Source organism: Pseudomonas sp. ICMP 460, assembly GCF_002723595.1.
GTDB classification, from domain to species: Bacteria; Pseudomonadota; Gammaproteobacteria; order Pseudomonadales; family Pseudomonadaceae; genus Aquipseudomonas; species Aquipseudomonas kitaguniensis.
Window position 1 is genome coordinate 22,820 of record NZ_LKBR01000006.1, and the last position, 12,481, is coordinate 35,300.

At 50.2% G+C, this 12,481-nt stretch carries 13 protein-coding genes; 3 read left to right on the plus strand and 10 right to left on the minus strand.

Annotated features, from left to right (window positions below; translation table 11 throughout):
- The first annotated feature begins 1 nt into the window (after position 1).
- Positions 2–1,063 (plus strand): TniQ family protein, encoded by a 1,062-nt coding sequence (locus AO240_RS28290; RefSeq protein WP_143505321.1) that lies wholly within the window; start codon positions 2–4, stop codon positions 1,061–1,063.
- 488 nt (positions 1,064–1,551) lie between these two features.
- Here AO240_RS28290 and AO240_RS06330 read toward each other — a convergent pair whose 3' ends face one another.
- Positions 1,552–1,854, minus strand: coding sequence for a helix-turn-helix domain-containing protein (locus tag AO240_RS06330; protein WP_099235603.1), 303 nt, complete (start codon positions 1,852–1,854; stop codon positions 1,552–1,554).
- Between the two features lie 259 nt (positions 1,855–2,113).
- Between AO240_RS06330 and AO240_RS06335 the strand changes: the two genes are divergently transcribed.
- Positions 2,114–2,935 carry an abortive infection family protein gene (locus AO240_RS06335; RefSeq protein WP_099235604.1) on the plus strand — a complete coding sequence of 274 codons (822 nt, stop codon included), beginning with the start codon at positions 2,114–2,116 and terminating at the stop codon, positions 2,933–2,935.
- Between the two features lie 927 nt (positions 2,936–3,862).
- Here AO240_RS06335 and AO240_RS06345 read toward each other — a convergent pair.
- From AO240_RS06345 to AO240_RS06355, 3 genes are all read right to left on the minus strand, one after another.
- The gene (locus AO240_RS06345; RefSeq protein ID WP_143505323.1) at positions 3,863–4,741 is read right to left on the minus strand and encodes a hypothetical protein; all 879 of its coding nucleotides are present in this window, start codon (positions 4,739–4,741) and stop codon (positions 3,863–3,865) included.
- 115 nt (positions 4,742–4,856) lie between these two features.
- The gene (locus AO240_RS06350; RefSeq protein ID WP_085714282.1) at positions 4,857–5,756 is read right to left on the minus strand and encodes a TIR domain-containing protein; all 900 of its coding nucleotides are present in this window, start codon (positions 5,754–5,756) and stop codon (positions 4,857–4,859) included.
- Complete coding sequence (locus AO240_RS06355) at positions 5,753–6,085, minus strand: hypothetical protein (protein ID WP_237249678.1); 333 nt, start codon at positions 6,083–6,085, stop codon at positions 5,753–5,755. Before AO240_RS06355 ends, AO240_RS06350 begins: the two co-directional genes overlap by 4 nt.
- Before the next feature lie 189 nt (positions 6,086–6,274).
- Between AO240_RS06355 and AO240_RS06360 the strand changes: the two genes are divergently transcribed.
- On the plus strand, positions 6,275–6,544 hold the full coding sequence (locus AO240_RS06360) for a hypothetical protein (protein WP_099235606.1): 270 nt from the start codon (positions 6,275–6,277) through the stop codon (positions 6,542–6,544).
- A 257-nt stretch (positions 6,545–6,801) separates the two neighbouring features.
- Here AO240_RS06360 and AO240_RS06365 read toward each other — a convergent pair whose 3' ends face one another.
- From AO240_RS06365 to hxsD, 6 genes are all read right to left on the minus strand, one after another.
- Positions 6,802–7,713: a toll/interleukin-1 receptor domain-containing protein gene (locus AO240_RS06365; protein WP_087673196.1), complete on the minus strand. Its 912-nt coding sequence runs from the start codon at positions 7,711–7,713 to the stop codon at positions 6,802–6,804.
- Between the two features lie 183 nt (positions 7,714–7,896).
- The gene (locus AO240_RS06370) at positions 7,897–8,661 is read right to left on the minus strand and encodes an FRG domain-containing protein (RefSeq protein ID WP_087673197.1); all 765 of its coding nucleotides are present in this window, start codon (positions 8,659–8,661) and stop codon (positions 7,897–7,899) included.
- Positions 8,662–8,824: 163 nt separating this feature from the next.
- Entirely contained in the window at positions 8,825–9,448 is a 624-nt protein-coding gene (gene hxsA, locus AO240_RS06375) for a His-Xaa-Ser repeat protein HxsA (RefSeq protein ID WP_085714303.1), read from the minus strand.
- The gene (hxsC, locus tag AO240_RS06380; RefSeq protein ID WP_099235683.1) at positions 9,435–10,679 is read right to left on the minus strand and encodes a His-Xaa-Ser system radical SAM maturase HxsC; all 1,245 of its coding nucleotides are present in this window, start codon (positions 10,677–10,679) and stop codon (positions 9,435–9,437) included. Before hxsC ends, hxsA begins: the two co-directional genes overlap by 14 nt.
- Positions 10,676–12,166 (minus strand): His-Xaa-Ser system radical SAM maturase HxsB, encoded by a 1,491-nt coding sequence (gene hxsB, locus AO240_RS06385; protein WP_099235607.1) that lies wholly within the window; start codon positions 12,164–12,166, stop codon positions 10,676–10,678. Before hxsB ends, hxsC begins: the two co-directional genes overlap by 4 nt.
- A complete protein-coding gene (gene hxsD, locus AO240_RS06390; protein ID WP_087673236.1) occupies positions 12,163–12,468 on the minus strand; it encodes a His-Xaa-Ser system protein HxsD in 306 nt (101 codons plus the stop codon). The genes hxsB and hxsD overlap by 4 nt, the downstream gene beginning before the upstream one ends.
- Between the last annotated feature and the right edge of the window lie 13 nt (positions 12,469–12,481).

Here is a 12,481-nt window from a genome sequence, read left to right on the forward strand (position 1 = left end):
AATGAACCTCTCAGGACTACTTAGACCTGTGTATGACGAGACCTTTTGTTCTTGGGTTACCCGCTGCGCCCTTAGCCCTAATGTAAAGTTGATATCAGAGAGCAATATCGAAGAGTGGTCAAGCCCCGATCATCGTCAGTACTTCAACCCTGATTGGCTACTCGGGAGAGAGTTTGAACTCTACGAATCTCAAGCGGTAGAATTGGCTCGTCTATTGAAGTTGGATATTGACGAAATTGCACATTTTTTCCGTCCTCGTTCTGAGTTTCTCTTGGCTCCAGCAAGCAGAGTTGCATATTGCCATTTGTGCATTCAGTCTGATGTAGCATTTAAAAGATATCCATCGTGGAGAAAGTCTTGGTGCTATTCAACGAACGCATATTGCTTTCAGCATAGATGTTTGCTTAGTTTTTTAGGTGACACTCTTGTGGCAGATAAGCAATGGAAAGCATTTTGCAAGGGCGATGCAGGTGATTATCTTCCGGGAAAAAGAGGGTTCGCGCATAGGCGCTCGCACGGAATTCCTGCAAATAACTCTCGCGCTTGGTTAACTCTTCGCGTGCAGAGTTGGGTAGATAAATTACATCGTACTTCCTGTGTTATATTGCCTAGCTCTTCCATCGTTGCTCTCAGCAGCAAAGTAAGGGATACAGTCGCTTTAGTGCTTAACCTGCTATTGTCCCCTCGGACCGACAGGAATATAGCTGGAGGTGCGAGAGATCAATTTACAGCTGCTAGGCCCGTCATAGTCCATAAACTTATGAGCCTCAAAGAGCGATTGCAGTACGGAGCAAGAAATAGCGTCCCATATGAAAGAATGAGTGCATTATTTTTCATCGGTTTGATTTTTAATATTTACTCTCCAAAAGAAGAAGTGCTTTTAAGAAATTTGGTGGAGGAAGCGGAATTCGAAATGCCGGATGACCTCAAAACAATTGGGCTGATTTGCCGGCATCATGTCGATGCGCTGGAACTCGATACACTCCGGCAATTAGTCGCTGAGAATGACAAAGATAAAATTTTGAGTAACGCATTTCTCAAAGGTCTATTGCCCAGGGAATAGTGGCAGGGATAAATTGACTGGTGGGATCATCATCCCGACGACTCAGATACTACAGCTGATGACTAGCGCTATTGGTTAGTGGAAATAGAGAGTATTTGCGAGGCGATTTCAGCCCAACCTGCTGAGAGACTGATATTTCTTTTGCATACACGCTGCGTTATGAAAATGCGTCTCGACAAGCACTAATTCTTCCAACGACCCCTCTGACGCCTCGCATGAGGTATCGGGTGAGGAACCCTGGCACTGTCTCTTGCATCTCGAGACGCTAGTAATCTGAAATGCAGCGGCGGTGCTCCGGAGCGTTTTCAAATCTACACATCACAGATGGGTACCAGGGGACGTCCGGTCTTTGCCCCGATTTTTTGAGGCGCTGATTGGGGCTTAGGAAAGGGGGGGAAACCCCGTATCCGACTTGCTACGGGAAAGGGCCCAAATGAGTACGCGGCGAGGCTGGTAAACGTAGTGAAGCACCAGATTCAGTAAAAGGATCAAGTCCGCAAGAACAGTTCGTCAACCAGTTTGGCTAAAGTCTTGCTCGCTTGCTCTCCAGTAGTACCCACCTGCTTTCCGCTAGCCCGGTCATACGCCCACAGAATTAGCACTACCGCATCGATCTTCAGCACCTTCGCTATCTGCTCGACCCGCTCGAGCGTAGGAGAGTGCTCTCCTTTTTCAAGGCGACCAATGTAGGTGCGTGATGCAGCTGAACCGAAGGCGTCCTGATTGAGACCCCGGTGCTCCCTTAGCTCCCGAAGCACGACTCCGAAAGCCTCATCGATATTTCGCTGCATAGCGTGTTAGAGAGGATGTATCAGAACCAGCTAGCTCTGGAAGCAGCGTTGATGGAGCTTACGCTTCACGCTGAGGTGCGAGGGTTGGAGGAGGTCGGCGAAAACATTCGAGGTGCACTCTCACGCAGGCTTTATCAATCAGGGGCTAGCCAGGCTCAAAGGCAGTCAAATCTGAAGACTTGCCCGTTCGGCGTGCGTAGTTGGCAGTGCATGCCATTTACGAAATCAGCTTCGTTTCTTTGAAAGGGATGGACAAGGAATGGCCGACAATCCTCCGCTGACCGACGCCGTTATCGTGGCGTTAGCGCTTTTGGTAGACGATTCGCAGACAGAAAAACGCGAGCCTACTCACTATGACCTCGATTTGTTGTTTGCACAGTATCTCCTCGCGGGAGGGGAGCAGCAGGGCCCCGGTGGTAGACCCGTGGGCAAAGCTAAGCGCATTCGAGGTGCGCTGAATTGGGCGATGATCAACAACCAGAAAAGCGGTGAAGCCTTTGTCCCGGCGCTGATATCCAATGTTCAGGGTAAAGGTGGATTTCGATCTCAATCCTCGAACTACTGTGGCTCCGAAGCGATAGCGAATCTCGTTGCCACGATTGCGAACAATGGTTGGGACCTCTCCACAGACGGCAATCTGGCGTCGCGGGTCCTCGAAGCGATGAAGGGACGAGAGCTTACAGCTGCGCTATCTGCCTACGCCGATAGGGCGCGACGGGGAGCATTGGACGGCCCGCTGTTTGCAGGTACAGCGAAAGACCTATTGGAGGCTACGGCGGCCCACGTGTTGGTTGAGAAGTGGGGAAATTACCCTAGTCACTCGAATTTTCCGACACTCCTGGGCCAGGCGTTCACGGCGCTGGACTTCGCGACCCCTATGAATCCCGCAGAGAAAGATGAACCAGTGAAAAAGCGCGTCGAGCGAGCTGCCTATGAACTGGGATGCGCTCTCAATGCGCTGCGTAACAAGGAAGGTACCGGGCATGGACGGCCGTGGCTTAGTAACGTAACTTTTACCCAGGCTCGGTTTGCGATCGAGTCCATGGGGAATATTGCTAGCCTCATGCTTGATCACCTTTGATTAGAAGGGGCATTTTTATGTCGAGCATAGACGTTCATCTACCAGTAGTAGATGGACCAATATCTAATGGCGTCAATGGCTACTCTTTCAATCCGCACTCGCCAATCCATAGCCCAAAATGCAAGCGACAATGCGCTCCTCTCAACGTCTTCGCAGCTCTACTCCATTCAGTTCAAAAGGCCTAGCGCACCGTCTTTCTTTCCTAATAACGCGCGCTCTCAAGACGTATGGCCCCGCACCTACCGCCAAGCAGTGTTTTCATGAACTGCGCAATATCTGACATTTGCTTGCGGCATTATCGTCGATTCCTTTCGATAACCAGGAGGCTGTGAGAGGTGCCTCATTGGATCAGCTCTATCACAAGGCAGCGTATTTTATCTGGGATGTGCACATCATCTTTGATGTACACATCCAGTTAATAGTCAATCAAACAGGCTTGCGATGCCAGCTATGACAGCTGCACCAACTGCCAGAGGTATCGTGACTGGCGCGGCGACGATACCTACCGCAGCGGCGCCTACGGCTATCGTGCCAGCCGCGGCGGCACCGAGCACTGCGCCAGATCCTGCTGCCACTACGGTCCGGCCAGCACTAACTTCGTCTGTGCCAGTGATTTTTTTGGAAATTTCATTACCAGCCGTACCCAGCGCCACTGCCTTTGCGATTGTCATGTCCAAGACCTCATTTGATTGAGCTTTAACGAAATCTAACGATAGCAAAGGGCTGGCGATGTGCCAGTCTGGCTCAGCTTTTTCTTGGGCCTGCGGGCGCTGCGCTGCTGGGAGCCGTGTACTCAACGCGCATCATAATCAGAATGCGCTGGGCACGAACGCCGAGGTTTGATAGCGCCATAGTCTAGGCAAGGTCTAGGGGGGAGTCCAAAGCCGATATTTAGTGAATATTGCAGGTTTCACACTCTGTTAGTGTTTAAAATTTTCCAAGCTCACAATATGTTTCTTCGCCCTCAAAATCAGCATCTACCCGCATTGCGTAGATTTCGCTAGAATTTAGCTTCAATCCTTTATAGTCCAATGCGATCTCCTCATTGAAGTAAAATTCTAAAGCGGGTGAGCCGTTATACGACAACAGGATTGAGTTATTTTTCCTTCCGATATCGAGAAGCGGAATCGGCTCAAGTTTCTCCCAGAAAGACGATTCTATATAAAAGTTTCCTACCCTGAAGCCAAACTTAGTTCCAAGACTGTCAATTGAATAGGCTTTGGCAAACGCAGTATTTAGCTGAAATTCTGAAGGGTTATATACAAAGTTTCTTTCGAGGAGCTTTCTTCCAAATTCACTTATGTTTACGTCGTCGTGTTGCAGTACTGAATTGCCGGTAAACGTTTCAGGTGAATATTGAACTCTCTCGCCACCTGCCAGGACTGTACGGATGCTATATCCATATGTTCTAGTCAAGGAAAGCAAGCGGTTGTGAGCGAAAAAAAGATCCCGTAGGTAAAAAACGAATTCGACGGCGCTCGCAAATTCGGGTTTGCCCAAATCTACAGTTCGTGCGATTCCATCATTGATTACTAAAACAGTTTCGTAAGGCGCGGGATCCACGCCGATCAAAAATGGGTGGGCGGCTCTTTGGTAGACTTTACTCAACATCTCTAGTATTCCATGTTTCTGGAGGTTCACTAGGTTCCAAGAGCTTTCTTCGAGAGCCGATCCAAAGCCACATATGTCCATCCAAGCGGCAATACACGGCGTTACGTCTAGGAGTTTAGCCTCAGCTTTATCCTGCCATTTTTTCGCTTTTATGTACTCCTCTTTATCCCAAGGGCCTGCCATATCTTCATCCAAATTTGAGGCCTAAGCCGCGTTTACCAAACATTGATGCGTATCAAGGGACTTCAGCTTATTAAGCAATAGCAGATGTATTGTTTAATCTTTGCGCCCCATCGCGCAAGTAGAAATCTTAGGAGAAGAGTTTGGAGGCATCGAACTCTAATCCTGCCGCTTTCATCTCCATTACCAGCTTTTTTTGCCATCCCTCATGCGGGTCTAGCTCCGTGTACACTACACCGAATAGATCGGACGGTATCTCGACGTCTCCCTTTCGAAGTAGGCACACCCGACCACGCCCCAGTTTGCCGGCAAAATATCCAAGCTCGAAGATAACGTTTTGCCGTGCACGGGCCGATGGCGCATCTGCTTTTACTGCGCTGCCCATGTCGTCTGGCGTCAGCAAAACAACCGCATAACCCACGTCAGACGATCGTTCAAATTTCTCGATGATCGTCTGACCGCGGTCAGGCTGCTCTTGGAGTACGATTGACTCTAGCCCTAATCGGTCAAGAAACCGCGCAAGCATGTGCTTAGCGCCATCGTCGTGACCATGGACGATGAAAACCTTATTCGACGAAATTGTTGATATGGTCAGTGAAGCTTTACTGATTTTGACGTGAGCCTTGTAATCTCGTGCAAACGGAACAACCACTTGTGTTACGAAAGAATGCAAGCCGGAGATTAATTTAGAACTGCCGTTACTGAAGTAGTGATATGCAAAATTAATCGCAAAATCTGAATCTTCGGCGAGCTTCTCAAACAACAATATCGTCAATCCTATCTTGAGTTTGTCATCATCGGGCCAGGCTAGCCGGTAACTCCCCGCGAAGCTCCCGCCAGTGCCTTCGCTTTCCTCCAAGAAGGCATCAAGGTCGGCATCTCTTTTGAGAGCGGTGTTAATCGGTTCAAGGTCCTCACTGGACAACAGTCGTACGAGTTTTTTCAGTGGTGCTTCATATGTTTGGAGCTGGGATAACTGTAGATCCAATACGCAGTTGTTGATCTGCGTGAAAATATCGGAGGAACTCATTCTTCATCTCCTGCCAGACGTTTCTCTGCCGCCTGCTCAATTATCTGTGTGCGATAATTTTCTTTCATTTCTTCGATCAGAGGACCAACGAAGGGATTGGAGGCGTACTGGCCGACCCGCAGGTCAATGGTGTCTCTGACATTTTGTATAGCCTGTTCGATACTTCCTGGATCGAAGGGGTCATAACTGACCGTACACAGATGGCCGTCTAACTCCCGAAATGCTGCCTCCACCTGCTTTAAGTCGCGTTGCAGCTTATCGAGCCCTTTGATCATGACGCTCTCCATATCCGTAATGATGGCATTTTGGCGGATTTTATCGTCCCACATCGTAAGCGTCAGCGGAACAAGCCGCCCGCAGATTTGGCTGGTGGCGGATCCATGTGCGTGCTTTGAGACAAAATTCCAATTTTATCGTCAGGTTGTCCAGTGGCTGATGGCTCTTGGGCTATGCTGAAAATGACCCAGCGTGACGCAACCCTTGTGAGCCGTTGGTAATCCACGTGAAGGGAGGTTGGTATGAAGAACCCTAGCGATTATGAAGCAGGCTGGACTACACAAATAATCAATCCGAAAACGGGAAAGCCGTGCTCCGGTGGTGCAGCAAGGAATTTGCACCTAGCCGAGAAGGGCGGCGCCGAAGCAGTTTTCAACGCAGGTGGCATTGCGGTTGTGAATCAGTTAACTCCTCTGCTTGAGCGGATGCAGGCTCAGTTGGATATCGCTCAGCAACTCAACGTACAGATGGGAAGAGAGCTTCAGAAGGCGCAGGATCGGAACCGGGCTTGAGTTATGTTGATCCTCAGAAGAGCCCGCGGATGCGGGCTTTTTTAATAACTGGTGCTCTGCCATCAATTACCATAGCCGGCCTTGTCAGAGTCCAGGCAGGAGAGGCGGCGGGGTGTATTTCGAGCTTCTCGACCATGCTTGTCCGATTACCGAATACCTCCAGTAGGCTGCTGGATCGAAGATGAGCTATCGCTTACGATCCAGCAATTGAGGAGGCTTCTGATCTCAAAGAGTCAAGGATGGCCAAGCTCCGCAGTTCAAGAGTCGACGTGAACAAAGCACGAATCAGCGATTTTCTTTAAATCATCGCGGGTCATTCTTTTCCTAGCCGCGACTTGTGCTTGGAGCCATTCTCTCCTTTGCAGCATTTGCGTGGTCATCATGTACATCTTATCGCCGGCCCACATTTCCTTGAGTTCTTTTTCATACAAGTCTTCATAAGTTCCGCTTATGCTAATTTGAAGCACATCTCCCAAATTGATGCCAGCACCAGCCAACGTATCTCGTAGGGAAAGTCCGTTGCCGTTCAATCGGATGCCATAGGAAAAGCTCCATTTCATTCCGAGTGTAGGATTTTCTTGATTCCAAGGCAATGAAAGCGTTTCAGTAAGGTAGTCAATGGTCTGATCTACTGTCCATGACAGAGAGCAGCTCATCCGAAAAAACTTATCGAACCGGGTCGAATGCACATAAACAAACTCAGAGTCCGACATCCGGATGTCTGGCCAGGCTAAGACACTATCTTTGCCAGCTATTTCGCACGCTGCTTTGTCTTTCCCCCAGAGAGACAGCAGCTCATTTAAGGCTTCGTCATATCCGTTTCGGAAGTCAACGTATTTTCTATGTGCCAATAGGGGAGGGATTGCGCAGTCTTCCAGCAAGATTGGAAGCAGGAAGGTTCCGTCGTTCGCGACCTGTTTCATAAGCCCTGCGTTCAGTTCTTCGATTACCCACTTGGAACTGATAGCGGCCGGGGAAAGAACGATGGCGAAGTACTGAGCATCAGCAATCCCTTGGTTAATTTTTCCAGGGACGCTTTCACCTATTCTCAGGTCGAATTTGTCATACCACACAGGAATTGAATGCTTTGCAAGGTCACTAGCTAAGCGATCTACAAACGGTTTGTCTCCACTGGCATGAGACAAAAATACCTTTCCGACTTTCGTCATTTTATGTGTTCAATCCTGTGATGTTGAATATTCACGGCATTCCCGCATCGATACCGATGACGAGGATTCCAAAAGCAGCAGCGAATGCGGCAGTGATGCACGGCTGAGTGTGCAATCTGAGTTTTAACATGAAGGCGTCATTCAGCTTATCCGTTTGACGTCCTCTCGACGGGTAAAACCTGTTTATCCGAGATGTTTGCGTACAATGTGGCGAGCCATGCCGACTATGTCGGGGTAAATGCTAAACGCATTCAAATTTGAATACTCCAAAAACTCTCGCGCTCCGATTTTCGCACCAGGCTTCATGACTATCTTCTGCAAGCAATCCTGTCCATCGGTGTCGAAGAAATGAGTTTGCGAGCCGTGAAGTGTGAAAGCGCCCTGCTGTGCGACCATTCGATCGTTTTGGAACGGCCCATCAATGGCAATTGGGTAAACAGCGTTGAATGGGCGGCCATGCCAATAGATTGATTTGTAGTTGAAATCTGGATCGTTTGTGGGGCGACGGATTTCTCCAGGGCCACTTTTTGAATTGAGTTTCAGCGGATCTAGTACATGAATCGAGGAGTCATGTTTGTCATCGTTGGTGTCGTAAAGAGCGAAGGCTATTGCTACTCCCAGCACATCGGTCCAGTCCAGCAATCGTGTGGGAATGCCGTAGTGCTGCATGTCAAAAAGAAGTTCCCAGTCGTTGGATCGCTTAGCTGTGAGCCTAGCGGCAGAGCGTTGATACTCATTGAACAGATCTTGTTCTTTCCTAAGGCCATTGGGGACGCGAAGTAAGGAGGGGACGAGCGTGAACTCCGCTCGCGACATTCCGCGGTACCAAACAGTTTCCGGGTTACCCAGTTTACTTCGGGCTTTCCGAATGCAATCGAGGAATTCCGGCCACGTGTTGGCGATAAATGGAGAAGAATTACTTTTTTTGAGGGTTTGCTCGACAGACATGTTCATCCTTGTATATGAGCGTCGAAAATGGCGGCGCTCACTGATCGGGTTAGCAGAGAAGTGCGATTTAATTTTTTAAAATTCAGCGAGCGGAGCTTTCAACTTTAGGGCCAGACACCGAAGTAAAGACATTGAAACCTCGATTCCAAATCGCCGAATACCGTCATGGGATTGCAATTCCTAGTGCATTCAGCGTTGGCGTATCCATTTTGCCGCTGCTGATGATCCCAGAGTCCACTTGGAAAGCCATTAAGGAACCTCGCGTGCTGTTGCCCAGGACTCCGTCAATTGGCCCCGAATAGTACTGCTTGACCATCAAGGCCAATTGAACGCGTCGGACAAGCAACGATAGATCATTGGCTGCTGGCTTTGCAGTTGCAGCGCTGTAGGCACTCGATCTTGTAGTCGACCCAGTCCCAGAGGGAACTGTTGCTGTGCTCGGGGTGGCTGAACGGTAAGCGTTGCTCGTGCTAGCCGGCGGTGTGTAGTAATTAGTACTTGGAGTAGTGTAGCTCCGCGGCGCGCTGTAGCCACTGGCGCCGCTGTAATGGGAGCTGTGTGAGCTATGCGAACTATGTGAGCTGTGAGAACGATGTGCCGCGTAGACGTTAATAGCGTCTTTCGCGTTGAGCGTGTTCTTGAATGCAGGGGGAGCACTATTCGGATACGGCAACCAATCCGCTGAGGCAAGCTGAGCTTGATTGGCATCAGCCATTGGGCTGCCGATCATGGGCATTACGACGATAGATTGGCCGATCAAAAGCATCCAGCGATCAAGCAGTTTCATGAGGCGCTCCTTGCACGTCTTTCAGGTCGTCAACGGAGAGCGGGTAGATTTTTCGGCTCTGCCATTTCGTTGAATGGGATTTAAAAAAACCTGCACATGCGTGGGTTGCCGCGCAGGTCTGGCAAGCATCAATAAACAGGTTCTTCCAGTCGGAAATACTCTGCCGATAGAAGCGTCCCAACACCGGATCCAGCACGCAAAGCGGTAGGTTATAAATCGATACCGCGATACCGCGGATATCGAGGAAAAATGCGGCGTTACTCAGCTCCGCTTGGTAATCAGCTGGGTCGATCCAAAGCTGGTCGTAATTCTTCTTAGCGAGCCCAGTATTCTCGATGCCCATCAGCGCCACGTGGTGCACGAATGGCAAGTTTCGAAAAACGAAATGCGCCCATTCTGGAAGTCGGCCAGTGGTCAATTTGCTTAGCACCATGCGAATTTCGATTTTCTGTCCTGCTCGCTGAAGGTTGTAAAGTCCAGCCATTGTTTCGCTGAACGCTCTTGGGGCCTGGACTACATTGTCATGGTCCGCAGCGTTATCCGCGTACAGAGGGATTCCCCACGTGAGATTCGGATGATTCACTCGTTGGAGATCGTTGATCCAGGTGGGATCACTCAGTAGCCGGCCGTTGCTGAGTATGTGTAGGGATTTTTCTGGTAAGACTTTTTTTGCGTGCTCGATGATTGCAAGCAGACCGTCTCTGTAAAGAGTGGGCTCTCCACCGCTGATACCCAGTTGTTCAGTGCCTTGGTCCACCAGGTCGATTAGCTTCAGATTTTCGTCGATGTGCCAACGATCATCGACATCCTTGGGTGGCTGAGAGCACATCAAACACAAGCTATTGCACCGATCCGTCATGAACAAAAGGTTGCTATTTGCACCACGGCGGTATAGGACGCGCACGACATTCGAACCAGGACTCACGACAATGACGTCGCCCGGTTGCACTACTAGAGGATCTTTCGGATCCATCAGCAGGGCTGCGCTAACGTGATCAAATTCGCGCGAGTTACGCGGTAGTAAAAAACCTCCGACTGGTACTGATAGCCACTGATCGAGGTTACCGGTAGACGATTCGTCCAACCACAACATCAGGTCATCAAACGATGCTTCTCCAGCGCAACTTGCGGCACCATTGGAGACAAACTCTTCGGGCGTAATGACCTTGAACAATTTGGGGGTTGCAACGTTTTGGATTTCAAACTGAGTGTCTAGACGTAGCATGGTCACCCCCTGTAGCCGGCAGACGGAAGGTCGCTCAGTGAGCGGCGTGCTAGCCATGACATCAGAATCTTTTGCGTCTCGTTGTCACCATCACGCAGCAAGCGGAATAGATGAGTGAGCAGTGCAGTATTTTTCTTACAGAAACTGCTGAAAGAGCGGTGACCGATTGGATCGCCTTGCCGAGCGAAATGCTCGATTGGATCAGCTCCGCAATAGGGGACCAGTGCGCAATCGGAGCATCCAGGTAATACTTCCGCCACGCCCGCGAATAGCAACATCTCGATCACTGGAGATTGGAGCAGCTCCTTCAGAGGCTGCCTTACGCTACCGAGCTTGAATCCGTCTTCCCCCATTTCGAGAAACATGCGGGATTCGTCCGAAGGGTAAACATCACCGTCGTAGTTGTAGACGAGAGTCCCTAGTCCAGCGCCAAGGGGCGAACGCAGGTCAACATAGCCAGATGCAAACGGGGTAAGAATGTTGTTCAGGAGGAGCGATGAATAGCCCTCTGAAATGAACGTCCCTTGAGCATTCAGCTGCATCAGATAGGACAAAGCTTCCATGTAGAAATCGATGAACTCGGTCATCGAATAGTCTAGGCGTTTCGCGGATATCTTGGCGAATCCGTAGGGGCTCAGGGGACGCAGAGAGATGCTGGTGAAACCCCGAGCTACGTATTCATCGATGATCGCCTTCGGATGTTCCAGGCTCTTTGACGTGATGGTCGTCAACGCCGATACGGCATCGTGGCCAAGCCTCGCTCTAACTCGCTCGATACCCTCCACGGTTCGCTCATAGGCGTCTTTCGAAGGTGTCGGTCGGTTCGCATTGTGCAGGAACGCAGGTCCATCCAAAGACGTCGAAAACTGGATTTTATGCCGGTGTGCGAAATCCAGGACGTCCTCATTCATATGGTGGAGTGTCGTTGTGATCACATACTGGATGCTTCGCTGTTCAACAGCATTCCGGGCTTCCACCAAATCGACAATTTGACGGATACGGTCAAACGCCAATAGGGGCTCACCACCTTGAAATTCTACTGTGATTACGGGGGAGGGCGACTCGAACAGTCGATAGACTGCCAGCACCGCATGCTCTGCTGACATGTCATGGCCGGAGCCTCCCAGTGGGGCACGTGAGACTTGGCAATACTGGCACGTGTGATTACAGCGCAGCGTGACGACAAATATGTGTAGCGCAGGCCCATCAAGGACGAAGCTTTTACGACTGCGGTATTGAGCCGCCATCTCAGGCACGGGGTTATGTCCGTGGGGCTCGAAGATAAAGTGACGTGCGAGAAGGTCTTTGTAGTGTGCGGAAGCTGAGTCCACCGTTTTGTGAACGAGATCCTTAAGCTGCTTTTCAGAGACGAAAAGGTATTCGCCTGTTTCAGCCGTCAGCAGGATATTTTGACGGCCGTTGTCGTCGAGGCGCACGAACCGAAAAGGTAGCAGTCGATAGCTCGACTCTCTGGCTATCAGGATTGTGCTCACACGCCTGCACCGCGTAGTGCCGCAGCCGCAAGTAACTCTCGCAACCCTGAAGTTTCATGTTGGATTTGCGCACGCAATGCAAAGTCGTTGAGGCTGCGTAGAATCAGTTCCCGAGCCTGCTGCGCGGATGTGACAGATCCCGTTCCACCTGCTAACAAGGTGGGGGCAGCGTCGAGATGAATCAGATTATCTGCTTGCCTGATTTGTATCATCAGATTTTGAGCAAGCGCGTAAGCGGTTCTTTGCACAACGCTTAGCGGATAAATCACGCTGTCCACGGAAACCGTGAGTTCCCAGCCCATTTTTCGAATCCAT

Excerpts from the sequence above, each read along its gene's own strand:
- AO240_RS28290 (WP_143505321.1), top strand. The coding sequence starts at position 2 with ATGAACCTCTCAGGACTACTTAGACCTGTGTATGACGAGACCTTTTGT.
- AO240_RS06330 (WP_099235603.1), bottom strand. The coding sequence starts at position 1,854 with ATGCAGCGAAATATCGATGAGGCTTTCGGAGTCGTGCTTCGGGAGCTA.
- AO240_RS06335 (WP_099235604.1), top strand. The coding sequence starts at position 2,114 with ATGGCCGACAATCCTCCGCTGACCGACGCCGTTATCGTGGCGTTAGCG.
- AO240_RS06350 (WP_085714282.1), bottom strand. The coding sequence starts at position 5,756 with ATGAGTTCCTCCGATATTTTCACGCAGATCAACAACTGCGTATTGGAT.
- AO240_RS06355 (WP_237249678.1), bottom strand. The coding sequence starts at position 6,085 with ATGTGGGACGATAAAATCCGCCAAAATGCCATCATTACGGATATGGAG.
- AO240_RS06360 (WP_099235606.1), top strand. The coding sequence starts at position 6,275 with ATGAAGAACCCTAGCGATTATGAAGCAGGCTGGACTACACAAATAATC.
- AO240_RS06365 (WP_087673196.1), bottom strand. The coding sequence starts at position 7,713 with ATGACGAAAGTCGGAAAGGTATTTTTGTCTCATGCCAGTGGAGACAAA.
- AO240_RS06370 (WP_087673197.1), bottom strand. The coding sequence starts at position 8,661 with ATGTCTGTCGAGCAAACCCTCAAAAAAAGTAATTCTTCTCCATTTATC.
- hxsA (WP_085714303.1), bottom strand. The coding sequence starts at position 9,448 with ATGAAACTGCTTGATCGCTGGATGCTTTTGATCGGCCAATCTATCGTC.
- hxsD (WP_087673236.1), bottom strand. The coding sequence starts at position 12,468 with ATGGGCTGGGAACTCACGGTTTCCGTGGACAGCGTGATTTATCCGCTA.